Source organism: Shewanella sediminis HAW-EB3 (assembly GCF_000018025.1).
Taxonomy (GTDB): Bacteria; Pseudomonadota; Gammaproteobacteria; order Enterobacterales; family Shewanellaceae; genus Shewanella; species Shewanella sediminis.
Window position 1 is genome coordinate 277,100 of the sequence record NC_009831.1, and the last position, 17,973, is coordinate 295,072.

19 protein-coding genes and 1 pseudogene are annotated in these 17,973 nt (G+C 46.6%); 12 read left to right on the forward strand and 8 right to left on the reverse strand.

Translation table 11 applies throughout. From position 1 onward, the window contains the following. Positions 1–70 precede the first annotated feature (70 nt). Genes SSED_RS01230 through SSED_RS01245 form a run of 4 tightly spaced genes read left to right on the forward strand, consistent with a single transcriptional unit; the run spans position 71 to position 2,487 of the window. A complete protein-coding gene (locus SSED_RS01230) occupies positions 71–544 on the forward strand; it encodes a multiheme c-type cytochrome (protein WP_012004380.1) in 474 nt (157 codons plus the stop codon). Between the two features lie 15 nt (positions 545–559). Next, the gene (locus tag SSED_RS01235) at positions 560–1,237 is read left to right on the forward strand and encodes a 4Fe-4S dicluster domain-containing protein (protein ID WP_012004381.1); all 678 of its coding nucleotides are present in this window, start codon (positions 560–562) and stop codon (positions 1,235–1,237) included. Continuing rightward, positions 1,234–2,175 carry a cytochrome c nitrite reductase subunit NrfD gene (gene nrfD, locus SSED_RS01240; protein WP_012004382.1) on the forward strand — a complete coding sequence of 314 codons (942 nt, stop codon included), beginning with the start codon at positions 1,234–1,236 and terminating at the stop codon, positions 2,173–2,175. The genes SSED_RS01235 and nrfD overlap by 4 nt, the downstream gene beginning before the upstream one ends. Positions 2,176–2,196: 21 nt before the next feature. Further along, on the forward strand, positions 2,197–2,487 hold the full coding sequence (locus tag SSED_RS01245) for a cytochrome c3 family protein (protein WP_012004383.1): 291 nt from the start codon (positions 2,197–2,199) through the stop codon (positions 2,485–2,487). A 102-nt stretch (positions 2,488–2,589) separates the two neighbouring features. Here SSED_RS01245 and SSED_RS23825 read toward each other — a convergent pair. Next, positions 2,590–2,730, reverse strand: a pseudogene (locus tag SSED_RS23825) (AsnC family transcriptional regulator); the annotation flags it as partial. 262 nt (positions 2,731–2,992) lie between these two features. On the opposite strand from SSED_RS23825, the gene SSED_RS01250 reads away from it, so the two are divergent. Beyond that, positions 2,993–3,598, forward strand: a complete 606-nt coding sequence (locus tag SSED_RS01250; RefSeq protein WP_012004385.1) for a methyltransferase domain-containing protein — start codon at positions 2,993–2,995, stop codon at positions 3,596–3,598. Positions 3,599–3,658: 60 nt separating this feature from the next. On the opposite strand, the gene SSED_RS01255 is transcribed toward SSED_RS01250, so the two are convergent. Next, positions 3,659–4,111, reverse strand: a complete 453-nt coding sequence (locus SSED_RS01255; protein WP_012004386.1) for a tellurite resistance TerB family protein — start codon at positions 4,109–4,111, stop codon at positions 3,659–3,661. 118 nt (positions 4,112–4,229) lie between these two features. Continuing rightward, the gene (locus tag SSED_RS01260; RefSeq protein WP_041421484.1) at positions 4,230–4,748 is read right to left on the reverse strand and encodes a DUF2780 domain-containing protein; all 519 of its coding nucleotides are present in this window, start codon (positions 4,746–4,748) and stop codon (positions 4,230–4,232) included. A gap of 184 nt (positions 4,749–4,932) precedes the next feature. Between SSED_RS01260 and SSED_RS01265 the strand changes: the two genes are divergently transcribed. From SSED_RS01265 to SSED_RS01275, 3 genes are all read left to right on the forward strand, one after another. Further along, positions 4,933–5,649 carry a hypothetical protein gene (locus SSED_RS01265; RefSeq protein ID WP_012004388.1) on the forward strand — a complete coding sequence of 239 codons (717 nt, stop codon included), beginning with the start codon at positions 4,933–4,935 and terminating at the stop codon, positions 5,647–5,649. 58 nt (positions 5,650–5,707) lie between these two features. After that, positions 5,708–7,126 (forward strand): tetratricopeptide repeat protein, encoded by a 1,419-nt coding sequence (locus SSED_RS01270; protein ID WP_012004389.1) that lies wholly within the window; start codon positions 5,708–5,710, stop codon positions 7,124–7,126. Positions 7,127–7,235: 109 nt separating this feature from the next. Next, the gene (locus SSED_RS01275) at positions 7,236–8,474 is read left to right on the forward strand and encodes a hypothetical protein (protein ID WP_223295940.1); all 1,239 of its coding nucleotides are present in this window, start codon (positions 7,236–7,238) and stop codon (positions 8,472–8,474) included. 131 nt (positions 8,475–8,605) lie between these two features. On the opposite strand, the gene SSED_RS01280 is transcribed toward SSED_RS01275, so the two are convergent. Continuing rightward, positions 8,606–8,974, reverse strand: a complete 369-nt coding sequence (locus SSED_RS01280) for a hypothetical protein (protein ID WP_012004391.1) — start codon at positions 8,972–8,974, stop codon at positions 8,606–8,608. A 194-nt stretch (positions 8,975–9,168) separates the two neighbouring features. Further along, positions 9,169–10,131 (reverse strand): LysR substrate-binding domain-containing protein, encoded by a 963-nt coding sequence (locus SSED_RS01285; protein ID WP_012004392.1) that lies wholly within the window; start codon positions 10,129–10,131, stop codon positions 9,169–9,171. Between the two features lie 107 nt (positions 10,132–10,238). On the opposite strand from SSED_RS01285, the gene SSED_RS01290 reads away from it, so the two are divergent. Next, positions 10,239–11,441, forward strand: a complete 1,203-nt coding sequence (locus SSED_RS01290; RefSeq protein WP_012004393.1) for a multidrug effflux MFS transporter — start codon at positions 10,239–10,241, stop codon at positions 11,439–11,441. 122 nt (positions 11,442–11,563) lie between these two features. Here SSED_RS01290 and SSED_RS01295 read toward each other — a convergent pair whose 3' ends face one another. Then, a complete protein-coding gene (locus SSED_RS01295) occupies positions 11,564–12,454 on the reverse strand; it encodes a putative porin (protein ID WP_012004394.1) in 891 nt (296 codons plus the stop codon). Between the two features lie 220 nt (positions 12,455–12,674). Here SSED_RS01295 and SSED_RS01300 point away from each other — a divergent pair, with 220 nt between their 5' ends. Then, positions 12,675–13,268 (forward strand): tRNA-uridine aminocarboxypropyltransferase, encoded by a 594-nt coding sequence (locus tag SSED_RS01300; protein ID WP_012004395.1) that lies wholly within the window; start codon positions 12,675–12,677, stop codon positions 13,266–13,268. Positions 13,269–13,569: 301 nt separating this feature from the next. Here the strand turns inward: SSED_RS01300 and SSED_RS01305 are convergent, their stop codons facing one another. Then, the gene (locus SSED_RS01305; protein ID WP_012004396.1) at positions 13,570–15,681 is read right to left on the reverse strand and encodes a putative bifunctional diguanylate cyclase/phosphodiesterase; all 2,112 of its coding nucleotides are present in this window, start codon (positions 15,679–15,681) and stop codon (positions 13,570–13,572) included. 323 nt (positions 15,682–16,004) lie between these two features. Between SSED_RS01305 and SSED_RS01310 the strand changes: the two genes are divergently transcribed. Then, positions 16,005–16,322 carry a hypothetical protein gene (locus SSED_RS01310; RefSeq protein WP_012004397.1) on the forward strand — a complete coding sequence of 106 codons (318 nt, stop codon included), beginning with the start codon at positions 16,005–16,007 and terminating at the stop codon, positions 16,320–16,322. 37 nt (positions 16,323–16,359) lie between these two features. Continuing rightward, positions 16,360–16,995, forward strand: coding sequence for a class I SAM-dependent methyltransferase (locus SSED_RS01315; RefSeq protein ID WP_012004398.1), 636 nt, complete (start codon positions 16,360–16,362; stop codon positions 16,993–16,995). A gap of 68 nt (positions 16,996–17,063) precedes the next feature. Here the strand turns inward: SSED_RS01315 and SSED_RS01320 are convergent, their stop codons facing one another. Beyond that, on the reverse strand, positions 17,064–17,735 hold the full coding sequence (locus SSED_RS01320; RefSeq protein ID WP_049772097.1) for a flagellar brake domain-containing protein: 672 nt from the start codon (positions 17,733–17,735) through the stop codon (positions 17,064–17,066). Between the last annotated feature and the right edge of the window lie 238 nt (positions 17,736–17,973).

The window sequence follows — 17,973 nt, forward strand, 5'->3', positions numbered from 1 at the left end:
AGCATAGACTGCGGCACCGCCTTTCCTAATTTCTTAGAAATCTGTATCACTCGTTATGTGAGGACTCCTTATGTCCAAAATTGATAGATTCGTCACTCCGCTACTGGCTTCAATACTCATGTTGGTGCTGGGATCCTTCTCTCCTGCAGCGACTGCTGGGAAAGTGGAGTTAAAAATAAACCAGAATAAACAATGCATCATGTGCCATAAGCGCAACGGAAAAATGTTTGGACTTCATGCTAATGATGCATTGGATCTAACCTGCCAAAATTGCCATGGTGAAAAGGCTGGTCATCCGAGGAAAGCATCCGAGCTAATCGGATTTAGTGCTAAATCTGTCGCCGAACCTGCCGTTCAAACTGCCGCATGTCTTCAATGCCATGATGTTGAAACGCTGAGTCAGGCCGATTGGACCCACGATGTGCATTCCAACAAGGTTAATTGTGCCAGTTGCCATCAGTTACACCCTGAAGTCGATCCTATCATAGGCGTGACAGCGCTTGATCGTAGCGAATTGTGCAGCGGCTGCCATAGTGCCAAATAACCAGGAGGATACCCAATGAAAAACTCAAGAAGACTCTTCCTTAAGAGCGCGTGTGCCGTTGTCGTTGCCGCATCGGGTTATACGATTGCTAAGAGTTCCACTGAGTCTGTGGAAATTGACGGAAAAAAATATGCCCTGGTGCATGATGAAACGAAATGTATTGGCTGTGATGCCTGCTCCATCGCCTGCCGGGAAGTTAACCAGGTCCCCGAGGGTGTCAGTCGCTTAAAGATTGAGCGTGAAGGGCCCTATGGTGAATATCCGGATCAATATTTTCGCTTTACGCGTAAATCTTGCCAGCAATGTGAAGATACACCATGCGTCAAAGTTTGCCCCACCGGGGCCGCTTATAAAGACCCGGAAACGGGCATCGTCAGTGTCGATTCTTGGAAGTGTGTCGGTTGTCAGTATTGTATCGCTGCCTGCCCCTATCAGGTGCGTTTCATTAATCCTGTTACCCACGCCGCCGATAAATGTGATTTCTGCAAAGAGACGCGCTTAAAAGAGGGGAAGCAGCCCGCATGTGTGTCAGCATGTCCGACCCAGGCACTTACCTTCGGCGATCTGAAAGATCCCGAGTCAAATATAGTCAAAGTACTTAAGTCGGCTCCCAATTATCGCAGTAAGACTGAGCTTGGTACCCGGCCTAAGGTGTTCCGTATTGCATCAAGAGAGGGAGAGGTAACGCTATGAGTCCATTTCACTTTGACGGCCTTGTCTGGCATTGGCCAATTGCCATCTATCTGTTTTTGGCTGGAGTCTCCGCCGGAGCTATAACTTTTGCCATATTACTTAAGCATTTTAAGCTGGGTAATAACGCCTATAAATCCGGTTTCATTCAGGCCGCTTGTCTCATCGCTCCCTTATCAGTCTTCGCTGGGCTGGGTATCTTGGTGCTGGATCTCACCAAGCCATTCGATTTTTGGAAGATCTTGGTTTTTTACAATGGGACTTCAGTGATGTCTGTCGGCGTTGCCGTACTGATGATCTATCAACTGATCCTCTTTGCCTGGCTAATCTGTGTATTTAAAGAGCCAGTATTGAATTGGTGTCATGGTCGCTGGCCTCTGGTTAACCGGTTATTGAGTGCTTTGGCTAAGCATGAGCCGAGCATTACCGGTTTTTTGACTATTCTCGCGCTTTCTCTGGGGGCTTATACTGGCTTCCTGCTCTCTGCGCTGACCACCTATCCAATGCTGAACAATCCGGTATTGCCCTTACTCTTCTTGATCTCCGGACTTTCTTCGGGTGCCGCAGGTACCCTGCTAGGTGGTGTATTGCTTAAGGGTAACCCTGACGGTAAAGAGGTGCACTTCATACATAACATAGAGATCCCGATCATCTTAGTGGAGCTGGTGCTGCTGTTTACTTTCTTCATTGGACTCATCATCTCGGGGGGCCAAAGTAAAATCGCTGCCCTGACTGCTATAGGTGAAGGTTTTTGGGGCTGGGTATTCTGGGGAGGCATAATCATTGTGGGCCTAAGCTTACCACTGGCATTCAATCTCTTCATGAAGGCCTCTTCGAAGCGTAAATTCTCCTATGTGGCTATTACCGCCAGTTGTAGCCTGATTGGGGTATTTCTTCTGCGTAATTTCATTCTGTATACCGGACAGATGACTGTTGCTTAACTATCTAATTGGGAGTTCACCATGTTTAAAGCCTTAGGGTTATCAATATTAATAAGTTTTTCTGGAGCTGTATTTGCGGGGGGAATTGCCGATTCTCATGCCGAAATGTCAGGCTGTGAATCCTGCCATGAGGACGGGGCCCCCTCGGACGATGGGGCTTTTGAAAATGAAGCTTGTGCCTCTTGCCACGGGCCCTTGAAGGAATTTGATAGTGATGTTCATAATAAACATGAAGGCGCCTTGTTGTGTAATGACTGCCATGTGGTGCATGAGGAGGCATTGGCTAAGGATTCCTGCGACAATTGTCACTAATTTGTTTAATGGTTTGCCACCCGCTAGTTTGGGGTGGCTTTTCTTTCTAGATTTTTAAGCCTATCGCCCTCTTCACCAGAATTTTTAGATTGATGATTTTTCTTATCCCTGATTGTCTATCCACTCACTCAGAACTACATGGGTTTTGATCTTGATGATATCTGTCTGCGCATCAATATATTCTCGAATTTCATGTAATCTTTTCATCGAGTTCCCCTGTACATAGGCAAGTAGACCCATGTCGAATTAATTTCTTACAAATGCTTCACCTATGAACTATTGGTTGGAGCTATCCTTTTGAAAGTTATTTTTTTGAAGCTAATATTTGAAGGGAGCTCTGATGAAATTAATTAAAGGGATTTTATTTACGCTATTCGTGCTCTTCTTGAGCTCTGCATCATGGGCTCGTCAGGCTCTAACCTATGACATATATCATCTTGCAGTTCAGTCCGAATCTCGCTTAGATAGGGATATTAAAAGGGATGCGACCCGACACCCCTGAGAGGTGTTGGCTTTCTTTGAGATTGAGCAAGGGCAAACTGTCTTAGATCTCTTCTCCGGAGGTGGCTATTACTCCGAACTTCTCTCTTATGTTGTCGGAGGAGAAGGGGAAGTTATTGCTCACAATAATCAGGCTTACCTTCCTTTTGCGAAAGAAGATCTCGATGAACGCAGTTATGCCACTAGGCTGCCGAATGTCACTCCCTTGTTAAGCGAGGCTAATGATCTGAATTTTGCGGCAGATTCTCTCGACAGAGTTTTTTATATTCTGGGGTTTCATGATATCTATTACCGTGATGAAACCTGGCCCGAGATTGATGATGACAAACTGGTTGCCAATCTATTTCATAGTCTTAAGCCGGGCGGAATTATTGCGGTAATCGATCATGATGCCGTTTCCGGTGCAGGGAAAGAGACGGCACAGGAGTTTCATCGATTATCATCAGAGCATGTCATTAGCAAGATGACTCAGGCAGGGTTTGTATTAACCGATAGCGCCGGTCTTCTTAAGAATGATGCAGACCCACTTACCATCTCAGTGTTCGATAAGGCAATCAGAGGGAAGACGAGCCGCTATATGTTGAAGTTTACAAAACCGCAGACAAACTAAGTGTAACTGGTGGTCAGATTGGACAGGGGCAGGTTAACCGCGTCGTTAAGTTGTGAATAATCAGCGCTGGCTCTCTATGGCCAGGTTACGCATCTGGATCAGTTCGCTGTGTTTCAGGTGAAGCAGAGCCGATGTGCGGCGAATTATCTGATTTTCATAGCGACATAACTGGCCATCGGCGTAGGCGAGTTTCCACATGGCGAGGATCAGTTTTTGTTTCTGTTCAATACTACATTGCTGATTGATCTCATGGGTGAATTCATAGAGTGAAATCGAGTTCCCCTGTATCTTCTTCGCTTCATCTACCAACTCTTCTGCCTCGGCTTGAGTCAATGACAGCGCAGAAGTTAAAAGTGTAGGCAGAAGTTTAGCTTCCTCCGTAGACAAGGTCTCGTCGGCAAATACCACTTCCAACAGTAAGCTCACTGCGGCCAAATTAAGCTGACGAGCCTGCTCTTCCGGCGTCACGGCTTGTGAGTGTGAACTCAGAAACTTTTTTAATTTCGCAATCATGAATGGGATACCTGTGAATAATCTAAAGATTGAAGCATACAGGGTTAGAGTCATAGAAGAGCTAAGAGTTCACTTCTCATCAATATGAGGGGGCGAAAAATGAACTCTGATATGGAGCTTAAAGAATCGCACCTAACCCTTTGATCAAGAGATCTGTGGTGCCATTGCCTGCATTGGCATCTAAGTAGCCTTTGACAATATCTATCATAGGAACCGCAAGCTCTTTTGAGATCCCAAGCTTCTCGAAGGCATCATAGATTTGAGCGCCACCTTGCAGAGAAGCCCCCAGATCGCCGGCTTGAGAGAGGAGTCCGGAAATTCCCGAGCCACTATCGATAGCCGGGGCCGCAGAGAGTAGGCTATCCATGTTTGGAATGGCACTGGCTATCGGTCCGAAGTCATCACTACCTAATGTGGATTGAGCCAGAGAAAACAAGCTGCCCAAGCCTCCCTCAGCCTGAGACTGATTGAGTCCGAGCTGCGACATAACACTGCCAACGAGGTCACTGCTCTGGGTTTGTGTTACCTGGGGTTTCACCTCTTTCTTTGACGTTAGATCGTCAAACCAACCTGCCGTTGCAGGTGAGCTCATCATTAGGCTGCCGAGTAGTAAGCCTGTCACAGCAGATAGTTTCATTGTTAGCCTTCCAGTGGTGAATAAATCCGAATATTGCGAGCATTCTAGCTTTTTTAACAAAAACATTGCAGCTTTTTTACGTTAGATAGCTCACCAATTGTCCATTTCTTCTGTGCAAACAATATGAAACTTGGGTATTCTATTGGCCTTATTGTCTTATTTAATTTATTAATTGGAAACGCGCATGTCATTGTCCGCGATATTTACCGAAGCATATAACTTCTTTCGCAATCATATTAGTCAGTTAGCTGCTCTCACTGTTCCTATTCTATTTATTCAGGTAGGTATTCAACTTTGGTTGGGTATGGAGATGGCGAACGCAGATCTGGAAAATCCTCAGTTTGGTGCGCTGCATATGGCGGCCGTAATGGCGTTGCTACTGGTATTCTCTCTGCTGATCGCATCTTTAACACTCTTCATGGAGATACGTTCACAGGGACATGAAGCGAATACGGCGCTTATTCTTAAAACGAGTTTGAGTTTCGTACCTCCACTACTGCTCGCGGGGGTATTCTCTGGTTTAGCTATCTTAGCGCCTGTCATGCTATTTGCTGCCTTCGGACCGCTATGGCTGGTGGGACTGGTCATTAGTATCTATATTTTCGCCAGATTGGCCTACGTAAACTTCATGGTGGTTGTCGAGCGATTAACTCCTCTGGAAGCGATTAAGGGAAGCTTTAAGTTCAGTGGTGCTATAGCATTCAAAACCCTGTTGGTGTTGATGCTTTATATCCCATTGTCTTTGATAGGTGGTACGCTCTCGTCTTTAGCACAAGATGCAGTTGGCTTCCCACTTCAGTTGATCGTTGAAGTCTTTATTGCCTTCATTGGGCTTTTCGTCAACGTTGCGCTGTTCCGTTTATATATGGTGTCACGTCCTAAAGTGGAAGAGCAGGCTTAACATCAAAGACGTTCCCAGGCATTAGCGCCTGGGAACTCAATTCCCCGGAGTAGCTGTTGTGCTTACTGATGTCGAATTCGTTACTCAGTTTTCTACTGAGCTGGGCCATGATTACGGGGTAGCCAAAAGCTATGTCCGGGATGTCCCCACCCAAGCCTTGCTTCAAATCCGCAGCTTTACTCATAAGCTGACCGAGCTGCTGGCTAAGCCTAAACGAATAACCTTCGATAGCCCCAACCTATACGACAGGATCGAAATGCTTAACCGGAAGCGAGTGATCAACGTGCGTACCACCAGAGCTTTGCACAAATTGCGAGGTGACGGTAACCGCGGGGCACATCCGGAAAAGTATCACCTGACTTCTGAGCAGTTACTCGAGTTAAGTGAAAAGTCGATAGAGAAACTGCTGAGCCTGGTCGCGTCTCTGTTTACTCAAGTTACCACCAACCCCCTTCCCGAATATCGCTTCGAAGCGTTCGACTCTTTTGCCGGGCGGGATCTCTGTTATCGAGCCGTGATGGAGTCAGACCCTCAGGCGCAATACTTAGTCGGCATGTCGCTTAAGACTAAAGCCTTGATGCAGCGAGAGCAGGAGCAGGCGTTAGCCGAGCCGGAGGAAGAACAAGGATCCCCCCCGGATAAGTTTTCTGACAGTACATTCAAAAAAGCCGAGTATTGGTTTACTCAAGCCGCCGATAGCAATATGGATGCGCTCTATGAATCGGGCGTGGCCCTTATTCATGGTTATAGCGGTAAGGTCGATATTGCAGCCGGTGAACAAGTCATTGCGGCCGCAGCTGAGGCGAATGTGGCTAATGCCATGGCGCTACTCGGCTATTTTCATCTGGTAGGCGGTGAGAGCATTAAACTTGATTCGGATAAGGCCCTGCATTATCTTCAGCTGGCTGCAGATCTTGAACAATCAGAAGCAATAGCCAATTTAGGGGTCCTGTTTTATCAGCGCGGCGATCTTGAAAAGGCGAAGCATTTTATCGCTAAAGCGGCTCAGGCAGGCTTTCCCCATGCTCAGTATCATCTGGCGTTAATGTTGGCTCGAGGCGAGGGTTGCGATGCCGATTCGATTGCCGGTGAGCAGTGGATGGCCGAGGCGGCGGAGCAGGGACAGGTAGATGCTATGTTGGCCCGCGCACAATCTATGTTGAATGACGATAATGCTTTCGGTTGCGACCTCTCACAGGCCGAGCTGTACTTACGGGAGGCGATTAAATATGGCCACAGTGTACCCGCTATGATTGAACTGAGTATCGCGCTTGCCGATGGTATGTTGGGAAAAATTGATGTCGTGGGATCTGCGGCCCTGCTAAAACTGGCTCGTGAGCGGAGTAATCCCCAAGAGCTGGCCGTGATAGAACCCTTGTGGGAGTCACTGTCCCTGCAGGTTGAAAACGTGTTGTCGATGACTGATAACACCGATGAAGTCGCCTCTCTTCAGCGGGCAAAAGAGCTGCTCTCTTAATCCTTAACGTGTCGATACTCTCATTGTGAGTTTATGATCACTCAAATCTTTGCATACAATATTCAAAGTGGTAGCATTGTTTCCTTGTCCTATGTGAATGGAAATACCCTTGCCTACCGCTTCCCAATCAGAAAATGAACGACTCAATGAGTTGGCACAATCTTATGTAAAGCTGGTGCTCGCTGTCGGTATGCATGACCCTTTCTATGTCGACGCCTATTATGGCCCGGAGTTGTGGCGCAAAGAGTGCCAGTTAGTGCCACTTTCCTTATTGGATCTCGATGCTAAAAGACTGCTTTGCGAGTTAGATGCCGTTGCCTTGGCTAATGCCGACGCTAAGCTGGTTTCACGGCAGAGATTCCTGAGAACACAAGTCGCTTCGGTTGGGTACTTTATTCGTCACCTGCAGGGAGAGAGGGGAAGTTTCGATGTTGAATCTATGGGGCTATACGACACTCAGGCTAATAAGTTCAGCCTGGAGTCTTTTGATTCTGTTCTGACGGAGATGGCCGGGTTATTACCGGGTGAAGGGCCGTTAGCCGAACGCTTCGAAGCATTCAGATCCGGTTTTATCGTACCTCAAAACAGAGTGCCGCAGGTGTTCGAGGCGGCGGTTGAGAAGGCAAGAGCTTTAACCGGCGCTCATATCTCCCTGCCCGAGAGTGAAAGTTTCAGCATGGAGTTTGTCAATGACAAGATTTGGACGGCGTACAATTGGTATCAGGGTAACTATCAGAGTCTGATACAGCTCAATCAAGATCAACCTCTCTATATCGAGCGCTGCCTGGAGCTTGCCAGTCATGAAGGCTATCCTGGCCATCACGTGTTTAATCTGCTGCAGGAACAAGATTTAGTCAGAAATGAACAGTGGATAGAATATGCGATATACCCACTCTATAGCCCTATCTCATTTTTGTCGGAAGGCAGTGCTAACTATGGCTTGCGTCTGATCATGTCAGAAGATGAAGTGCTCGGGTTTGAGCGTGATTATCTGATGCCCTTAGCTGGCATCGAGGGAGATATTGAGCATTACCATAGGGTGCTCACCTGTTATAAGAGGTTGGCTTATCTGGATAATCTGGTATGTGAGCAGTTAACCGATGGCCATATCTGTGTGAGTGATGCCGAATGTCTCTTGAGAGATTACGGATTATATAGCGAGTCACGCGCCAGGCAGAGGGTCAAGTTTTATCTCTCTAATCGTGCCTATGTTATTAATTATAATCATGGTGAAGAGAGTGTGGCGCGTTGGGTGGAGAGAGGCGGTAATACCACACCAGTTGAGCGTTGGAGACGTTTCGAAGCCCTGCTGAGAAGACCGCTTAGCGCATCTCAGTTTACGATCTAAAAACTTACCTCTAAGCCCCTAATCCTCTAAACAGTAGTTACTTGTGAATGGTATTGGTTCATGACTCCCTAAAACGAAAAAACGCCTGCCGAGGCAAGCGTTTCTACTAGTCACGAGTTAATAGTGATGTATTAGCTCGGATCGTGCTCGAAGGTACGTCCTTGATGTGGGGTCACTCGGGGACGGCGTTCGGCAAAAGGACTCTCTGTGAATACTTGAGAGTCTCTCTCTACATTGGCCTGTGAAAAATCTGCTTCCTGCTGCTGTGCGCCGTAGACTCCTTGTTCCTGCTGCTGACGAAAACGCGCAAGCTGCCTCTTAAGGAATATACGTCCAAATAGGCTCAATAAAATGAAACTGACTGCACCGATAAGCAACACAAACGGTAGTGCTATCAGTGTTAGTGTTATCACGGCCAGACCTATCGCGAAAGCCATCCAGCCTTTGACACCGGAGAACCTATTCTGGAAAGGTGATTGCTGAAATTGACTGTAGATCATAAAAACTCCAAAAAATAGTCTGATACTTAGTCTGCATATTTATTGACCTCAGATCACGTTAAATTCAGTTAATCTTGGGCAGAAAATGTAACAGATTGTCTTCAAGGCCTCTAATGTAGCGACCTGAGGCGATAAATGACTATGATACGATACTCATGGTTAATGTAAGCTGAATAGCATAATGATGCCCAATTCTAAATATTACTAAACGCATCGGCAACACTCTTGCAGATGGTTTCTCGCATCCACCTGTGTCCGGGTTCGTCATTATTACGTTCATGCCACAGGAGTACATAGGCTAAAGGGATAAAGTCAAAAGGTAGCGGTAGCTCAACCAATGGGTATAACTTTTTAGCGTGACGAGCAAAGCTTGAGGGTACGGTAAAGATCAGATCGCTGTGGGCACAGACACTTGCAGCCCCATAAAAATCAGGAACGGTTGTGCTAAGTCGCCGCCTATGACCTTGCTCTGCCAGATGATAATCTAAAGCCCACCATTCATTCCCTTCGCAACGAACTTGTACATGTGACATCTCTAGGTAGATATCCAGGTTCCAGTTGCCTGTCGTGATGGCAGAGAGGATGGGGTGCTCCTCTCTGACCAGACATATTTGATGATCGGTAAAAAGTAACTGATGGGCAATGCCATCAGGTAGGCGATCCATATGAACGTTTGATTTGGGGTGGAGATCGCGCCCGGCAATGCCAAAATCTACCTGACCTTTTTGCAGATCTTGTATCGATTTCCCCATCCAACCATAGCTATCCAGCCTTAAGTTAGGCGCATTGCTTAGCAATGGCCCGATAAAGTAGGGAAGTAGAGTCTCATAGGCACTCTCGACCATAGCAAAAGAGAATTTGCGATCGCTGCTCGCAGGAGTAAAAGTGGGCGGCTGAGTCAGTTGTGATAGATTTTCCAGTAGGCTTGGCAGTTTATCGCTGAGTTGTACTGCGTGAGCAGTCGGCTTTAACCCATGAGCGGTACGAATAAAAAGTGGGTCATCTAAGGTATCCCGTAACCGGTTGAGGCTCTTACTCAGTGCCGACTGACTCAGGTGGAGTCGACTGGCTGCTCGGGTGACACTTTGTTCCTCGAGTAGTACTTGCAGGATCACCAGCAGGTTCAGATCGATTCTAGCCAGGTTATCAAGATTCATAGATATTCCTACAGGGAAATTCAGTTCTGAAATTATACCATTTCTGTTCATAACTTGGGTGCGCTAAAATAGCTTTCATAGAATAACGTTCCAAATAGAGAGAAATCATGCGTCGAAATCTGTTACCCATCTTAATGTCTATGGTTGTGTTAAGTCCCTTAGCCATCGATATTTACCTGCCTTCCATGCCAACGATGGCTGCCGAGTTCTCGGTATCGGCAAGTGAGGTGCAGTCGACACTGGTACTCTTTTTGTTCGCTATGGGAGTAGGGCAAATTGTTATAGGTCCTCTGGCCGATAGATATGGTCGTCGCCCCATCGCTCTGGGTGGTATTTTGCTTTATATCGCCAGCAGTATACTCGCGGCTGTGGCCATGGAATTTCATTGGCTGCAGATAGCCAGGGTGCTTCAGGGGTTAGCTGCTTGTTCTACCTCAATAGTGGTCTTCAGCGCCGTGCGTGATTGTTTCACACCCAAAGAGAGCGCACGCTATTACAGTTATCTGAACGGAGTTATCTGTGTGATCCCGGCGCTGGCCCCAACTTTAGGTGGCCTACTGGCAATGCAGTTCGGCTGGCGCTCCACCTTTGTATTTATGACGCTTTATGCCATCGTCATGATGGTCCTGGTCGGGTATCGTCTGCCCGAAACCCGTCCTGCGAACACTGTGACGACAGGGCCGCTATATCGTTGGTCACGTTACAAGCCCGTTATCATAGAGCCACACTTTCTTTTCTATGCCTTCTCATGCATGGCGGGTATGGCCGCTATTCTGAGTTATGTCTCATACGCGCCGGTTTGGATAATCGAAACTTTAGGCATGTCAGAGCTGACATTCAGCGGACTATTTGGCCTCAATGCCGCGGTTAATATTGTTGCCTGTTTTGCCGCGCCTATGGTGATCGCTAAGTTAGGCAATCGACCAACGGTGATGCTGGCGTTAAGCACTATGCTTGTATCGGCTATCATGCAGGTGCTCTTACAGCAATGGGGACCGGCAACCGGACTACCTGCAGCATTAAGCTTTATGTTGCCTATGATGTTGCTCTGTATCGGCTTCGCCCTGCTGCTTGGTCCTGCGACGAGTATGGCACTGGCTGCATTCGGTGAACGAGCGGGAACGGCAACGGCTATCTTAGGATTTATTCAGATGAGTGGTGCTTCACTGCTTACCGGGTTAGTACAGCAGACAGATCTACCTGCACCCTATGCCGTTGCATTGGTGATGGGTACTTTGGCGATAACCCTGTTGACCATGATGGCTATGCCCCGTTTCGATAACTGGCATCAGGAACAACACGCACATTGATTCTGAAGTGATTCTAGAACATAGAACATAGAACATAGAAATTGAAACACCCCCTTGCCCGCCAACTGCTAACCACAGGAAGCGGGCATTTTTTATGGGGGTTATGTTTGGCGGCTTTTGGCTTAGAAGCGTCCATTAATGCCTATTGCGGCAAAAACACCATCCATATCGGGCTCTAACTGTTTAGTTAGATTAAACTTAGCGGAAAGTCCATCGGTTATGCGTAACGTATAAGCAGTGTTAATGCCGTAGGGATCGTCCCAGTCACTGTCGAATGAGGTCGCATATGTAGCACCGACAGACCAGGAGCGGGTGATATACCAATCGACAGCGGCGCTTAAGCTATCCGATGAGTCTGAAGATTGATATTCATCAGTTGGAGAGATTACTTTCGCGTCAGAAGAGGAGTGGCTGAACAATGCGGAGAACAAGATGCCCTGACCAGATGATAGGGGGAGGTAACTCTTAACGCCTATCCCGTAAGACGTTGTGTCGACTTCGGTTTTCGAAATGTCATTTAGTGAGGTCATATATTTTGGCTGGGTTGTATTGCCATACTTGCCATAATTGACATATACGGAGGAGGTATCGTTAAAGTAGTAACCCAGTGTGACCTCGTACGTGTACGTATCCGATTCAGTTTTTGTAATTAAATTGTCCCAATCTGCATTTTGATAACGGGCGCCAATGTACCATTTGTCTTCGAAGACATACTCACCATCGATAGCGTAGGTAGTGAAATCAGCATCAACATCAACATCAAGTTTGCTGTATTGGCCCCCTAGATTTGAAGTTTGAGCGAGAAAACCACTCAAGGCATAAGGTGCGCTATCCTGATTGACCGAGGTGAAATAGTATCGATATTGTCCGTTCCATGTACCGTCTGAAAAGCTTTCGCTGGATCCCGCGTAAGTGACTTCGGCTTCATGTTGGTAGGCTGTATCTTGAACGGCGTAAATGTGTGTAGAGGTAAGCCCTAAGAGTACGGCTAGTGTTAGGGTGGTTTTATTCATTTCTCTTCCTTGTGTTTGTGAACTCAGGAAGGCTGAAGTGTGGATGGCATCAATAATAACGGTCATCCATGGTCTCATATTTTAAGTAAGAACAAGCCCTTGCCTTCCTGGCGGTCAAACTATAACCGTTAGCGACTCGCTAAGTAAATAGTATGAGAGTCTTTATTCTATATTGAGTTGAGATACACTATGGCTATTGACCTTATTACCTGAGAATCCCGTGTCCCGTCCCATCTGTCCTAAATGTCATTATCCGCTTAAGGCTTGTCTGTGTGAGAGTATCGAATCGATGCAGGTATCGACGGAGTTGATTGTCTTGCAAGATCCAAGCGAAGTAGGGCATGCGAAAAACAGTGTGCGTCTGCTCGAGTTGGTTATAGAAGATACTCAAGTATATGTGGGAGAGTGCCCCGATGACTTTACGCAACTGCGCCAGCATCTCGAGCAAAGCGTTAAACCTGTCTATCTGGTTTACCCCTCGGAGCAGAGCGAGGATGTCGAGAGTGTCAGTTTCGATGAGGATGTGATTCTGTTGTTTCTCGATGGTACCTGGCGAAAGGCCTATAAACTTTTACAGCTTAACCCCTGGTTACAAGGCTTGCCAGCACTGCATCTGGATATTGAGTCTGCTTCGAATTATAAAATTCGAAAAGCGAGCCGCATCGATAGCCTTTCTACATTGGAAGCTGCGGCAATGATGGTGAAAGCCATTGAGCCGCATCAAGAGGTGTCGCCCCTACTCAATGCATTAAATGCAATGGTAAATCAACGTATTAGTTCGATGCCTGATTCTGTCAGAAAACGATATGAGTGATAGATTTTCTGTTTTGTGATATATATCAGTGATATCTGAATAAAACAATATTTAGATCACGCAAATCATTGATGAAATAGGTTTTAATGTGCCCGAATCATCTGTTTTACAGGTGGTGTGAAAGCTGTGTTGATATGCTGTCCATGCAGGGAGGCAGCGCCTACTCTTTTTATCATTAGTCGGTATCGGCACAGCTTTCATTCTAAATTTTAATTCGTCTGAGCTCTGCACTCTTTGCTTCGAGTTAATCGCTTTCGCAAATATTTCTCTAACACTTCTCTAATCGCAACCTCTCTTCACGTTAGTTATAGGTCGAAAAGTTTTCAGGGGTGAATCTGGCAGCCTCTTTCGGATGGCCGAAGAAGTAGCCCTGCCCAAAGCCTTTGCCCATATTCTTTAATATCTCTTTTTGCTGCTTGGTTTCGATACCCTCTACGACAAAGCTGATATCCAGTGCTTGCGCAAGCTTTATCATGGCCTGGCAGAGCTCTTTTCCTTGAGGTTCACTCAATCTATGGGCAAAACCGGCATCAATTTTCAAGCTGTCGATAGGCAGACTACCTAACTTACTGAGTGATGACAGGCCTGCGCCAAAATCATCGATTGCGATGCTTATGCCCTTGCTCTTTAGTAAGGTTAAGGTCTTTTTGACTCTTTGGGGTTGTCTGAGCAGTGCCAACTCGGTGATCTCGAGCACTAAGGCGTTCGCAGGTAACTGGCTGTAAGTCAGAGCTTCAGTGACTTGTTGGACAAAGTCAGGGTGCTCTAACTGCATAGGCGAGACGTTGACACAGGCTTTTAGATCCGGAGCATGTTGAGTACGCCACGTTGCGACTTGCAGGCAGGCTTGTTTTAGCACCCACTGTCCTATGGTGATAAGCAGTCCGGCCTCTTCCAGTAGGGGCACGAAATCGGTGGCGTTGAGTATTTCGCCATCGGGCTTCTGCCAGCGAAGCAGGGCTTCGGCACCAATAACCGAGTTACACTCCAGATTCACGATAACCTGATAGGCGAGACTGAATTGCTTAAGGTTATGGGCGTGGCGAAGTTCACTGAGTATTGTCAGCTTTTGTTCAGCTTCTTCATGCATCGAGTTGTTGTAAAAGAGCACGTGTTCAGGGCTCTGTTTAGCACTATACATAGCAGTATCGGCAAGGCTGAGAAGCTTATTGGCTTCTGAGCTGTGTTCCGGAAATAGTGCTATGCCTATGCTGGTTCCCAGGTATAGCTTCTGATCATCGATCTCAAATGGTGCCTCAAACAGAGACATTATCTGCTGAGAGATATCCTCTACCTCTTGATGACCGTTACAGTCTCTTAAAACCAGAGTAAACTCATCTCCCCCGAGCCTGGCAATATCGGCTTTTTCAATACAGCTTGCTTCTAATCTAGCGGAGACCAGCTGCAATACCTTATCGCCGGTGGCATGACCAAAACAATCGTTAATGTTTTTGAAGCCATTGAGATCCAAAAACATCAGGGCACCCATTTTTCCCGGGGTTTCTTTGATCTCTTGCAGTGCCTGATTCAGTAATAACTTTAGATGGTGCCTGTTGGGTAAGCCCGTGAGCGTGTCAAACATGGCCTGCTCAGTGAGCTTTGCTTCCAGTTTCTTCTTGGTACTGATATCACTGAAAATAGTGACATAGTAGACTCTCTCCTCAGCGAGAATTTTTCGGCAACTCTTCCAGGCGGGGAATTCGGTACCATCGGATCTCTGTTTCCACACTTCGCCTTGCCAATTCCCTCGTTCTTCGAGCGCGTTATTGTGTTCCATCTCCTCTGCGGCTGTATGTCTCTTAAGGTCGATGACCTCTGCATTCTTATGCAGTAGTTGGTCGGCGCTGTAACCGCTGATACGACACATCGCCTTATTAACAGCGATAATTCGATGTTCAGCATCTGTGATGTACGCCGCCTCTGCGCTATCTTCTAACGTAATAGACAACAGCTCTTTAGGTAACATATCGAAGCCATTATTAGCACTTTCTCTGCTTCGGCTGCGTCGATTTGATGGCTCGAACATTGCCAAAATGACCGGACTGCCTTCGAATTCAAACGGAAACAGGGATACCCTGGTGGGGAGTTCTCTGCCCTGCTGGCTCAAGTGCAGCCAGTTGAATTCGATGACGTCGCCCTCTAGTGCGTGGCGCATCATCTGCTGGGCATATTCAATACTGTTTCTACCCGAAGATTGAATGCGGGGCGAAAAGTCGTAGGGGGTGGCGTTTACAAAGTTATCCGTTTGAGTCTGAAAGTAGGAGAGCGTAAGTGGGTTGGCACCGATAAAATGGTAACCTTGGATGATGGCCAGAGGGAGAGCGTTGGGCTCCAACTGCCAAGCCTGAAGTCTCTGAGACAGACTCGGTCTGTCAGAACTTAGCTTAGATAATAAATAAGACCAACGGTCCATCCTGATACTCCCTTGTCATAAATCCCAGTTTCCTACTTAATCTTTTAACTTTGCTAAAAATGCATTTCATTTATTGGTAAAAGACTTTTGTAGTGTTAAAAATAACCTGATTTGAGTTTTGACTCAAATCAGAAATGATATTTTGTAATAAATAACCGATATTTAGACTGAATCTGAGCCTTTTACTATTTTTTTCTGGCATAGTGGCCATTGGCTGTTTAATCATCAAGATGGAAAGCTAAACATGAGACTCATTATGTGAGTCAATTGAGGAGAGTTAGATGACGTTTTCACTGAGTTCGAAACGTTTGGGAGCCATCCTGATGTCAGGGCTGCTCTGCGCTCTTGTTTCAATTTCGATACAGGCCTCAGATAAGAGGAGCCTGACAGAGAAAGCCGATGAGGCGAGAAAGCAATCGAGAACGATTGAGCAAGAGCAGTTACAAAAAGCCCGGGATGCCGCCAGTGAGACCCAAAGTCGGGAGAAAAAAATTCTAAAAAGGCAGCAGTCAGCCGATTGGGAGTCTGAGCAGGTTGAGAAAGCCCAACAGCAGTTTAAAGAGCGGGAGTCTCGAGAGGAGAAGTACCTCAGAGAGGCGAAGGAGGCTGCAGCTAAAGAACGAAAAATCCCTAAGCCATGATGGCAGCTAGCGTACCCTATGACATTAGGGAATTAATTTGAACTCTTGTCCCCTCTGCGGGAGGGCCTCGCTATTCTTTTTCTATCAAGATAAACGCAGATCCTATCTGAGATGCAATCATTGCCATATAGTCGTTGTCCCTCCTGAGTACCTTCTCTGCGCCGAAGCCGAAAAATCTGTCTATGATCAGCATGAAAATGATCCGCAGGATAAAAAGTATCGCCGCTTCTTATCCCGGACTTTTGAGCCGCTTATTGCGCTGCTTCCTGATGACGCTAAGGGATTAGATTTTGGATGCGGCCCGGGACCTACGATAAGCGTGATGGCTGAGGAGGTAGGACTGTTGGTGAGTAACTACGATCTTTACTACCACAATACCCCCGAGGTGCTGGAGCACTATTATGATTTTGTCACCATAACCGAAGTGATAGAACACGTTGCCGATGCTAAGGCGTTGTTGACGCGTTTAGACTCCTTACTCTCTTCCGGAGGGGTCTTGGCTGTGATGACCTCCAGAATGGTAGACGCAGGTGCATTTGGCCAGTGGTATTATAAGAACGACCCGACACATATTCGTTTCTATTCCATCGAAACCTTTGAGTGGGTCGCCCATCATTTTGACTGGCACTTAGAGATAGTCGATAGGGATGTGGTGTTTTTTCATAAGAAGTGACGCCTTGGCCTGTTTAATCCTCTTATTATTTAATTCTTAAGCCCCGGGGAGCTAAACGCCGATGAATACTATTTCGGTTGTTGCAACAGGTGGTTAAGTATCACCTTCTGAACAAAGGTTTCCGTTTCACTCTTTTCACCACTTAACTCAAATCCATACTGACCACGCATCCTTCCATATTCAATATCCTGAATATTTTTAATGGTGATAGGTATCGACATCGTCTCCGCCTCTTGCAGCACTTTTACTTGTAACAGACAGGGTGTCTCTACGCTAATTTCTTGAAGTATTTTTCCGATGAAGGCGCCGCCATTGATCGATATATTACTTAGCTGTCCAGGTGAAAGAAGCTGAGTTGTTTCTCCCTCATCCGAGCCTTCGGCTGGCATTACCTGAATGCTGGCTTCCAGATTAATAGCGATCCGTGAGTGCTGCCTGAGTGCGACTTTTTGTAGTGCCTTAGGGTAATCGATGATTAACCAAGGTTCGGTACTGCCGAGTAGCTTCCTGATAGAGCTACGAAAGGCGAGAATATTGGCATCGGGCTCGTCACTATTAACAAGGCGAACAATAATCGGTTGACCGGGTTTGAGAAACTTTTTTGCCTCTTGCCAGCTGTTATCTGAACCTAAAGCAAAGATAATTGCACGATGTGGATCGACGCCGATGAGGCGCGTTCTAAGCCTGATGGGTTGACTCGGTGTTACCACCTGAATAGTGACCTCTGTATTGCAAGGCATGCTATTCAAATAAGAAAATTCGTAAGTAGTTGAACTTCCCACCAATTACCCCCTTTTTTATTAAGTATCAGTATATTATTGCCGCTGTGACTCATCAGTATACCTAATGCTGGTTGCATTAGCTTACAAAGATATTACGCCCTGGGACTTGATCTTATTGTTGTTTTAACCTCTTATAATTGCTTTGATTTTAATCGGTATGCCAGACAAGTCTCTGTATTGATTAAAAGCACTTTAT

Bases quoted from the DNA above. Each gene is read 5' to 3' on its own strand.
- SSED_RS01320 (WP_049772097.1), bottom strand. From the start codon at position 17,735: ATGCCTTGCAATACAGAGGTCACTATTCAGGTGGTAACACCGAGTCAA.
- SSED_RS01260 (WP_041421484.1), bottom strand. From the start codon at position 4,748: ATGAAACTATCTGCTGTGACAGGCTTACTACTCGGCAGCCTAATGATG.
- SSED_RS01305 (WP_012004396.1), bottom strand. From the start codon at position 15,681: ATGGACCGTTGGTCTTATTTATTATCTAAGCTAAGTTCTGACAGACCG.
- nrfD (WP_012004382.1), top strand. From the start codon at position 1,234: ATGAGTCCATTTCACTTTGACGGCCTTGTCTGGCATTGGCCAATTGCC.
- SSED_RS01230 (WP_012004380.1), top strand. From the start codon at position 71: ATGTCCAAAATTGATAGATTCGTCACTCCGCTACTGGCTTCAATACTC.
- SSED_RS01290 (WP_012004393.1), top strand. From the start codon at position 10,239: ATGCGTCGAAATCTGTTACCCATCTTAATGTCTATGGTTGTGTTAAGT.
- SSED_RS01295 (WP_012004394.1), bottom strand. From the start codon at position 12,454: ATGAATAAAACCACCCTAACACTAGCCGTACTCTTAGGGCTTACCTCT.
- SSED_RS01235 (WP_012004381.1), top strand. From the start codon at position 560: ATGAAAAACTCAAGAAGACTCTTCCTTAAGAGCGCGTGTGCCGTTGTC.
- SSED_RS01285 (WP_012004392.1), bottom strand. From the start codon at position 10,131: ATGAATCTTGATAACCTGGCTAGAATCGATCTGAACCTGCTGGTGATC.
- SSED_RS01255 (WP_012004386.1), bottom strand. From the start codon at position 4,111: ATGATTGCGAAATTAAAAAAGTTTCTGAGTTCACACTCACAAGCCGTG.
- SSED_RS01245 (WP_012004383.1), top strand. From the start codon at position 2,197: ATGTTTAAAGCCTTAGGGTTATCAATATTAATAAGTTTTTCTGGAGCT.
- SSED_RS01265 (WP_012004388.1), top strand. From the start codon at position 4,933: ATGTCATTGTCCGCGATATTTACCGAAGCATATAACTTCTTTCGCAAT.
- SSED_RS01310 (WP_012004397.1), top strand. From the start codon at position 16,005: ATGTCAGGGCTGCTCTGCGCTCTTGTTTCAATTTCGATACAGGCCTCA.
- SSED_RS01280 (WP_012004391.1), bottom strand. From the start codon at position 8,974: ATGATCTACAGTCAATTTCAGCAATCACCTTTCCAGAATAGGTTCTCC.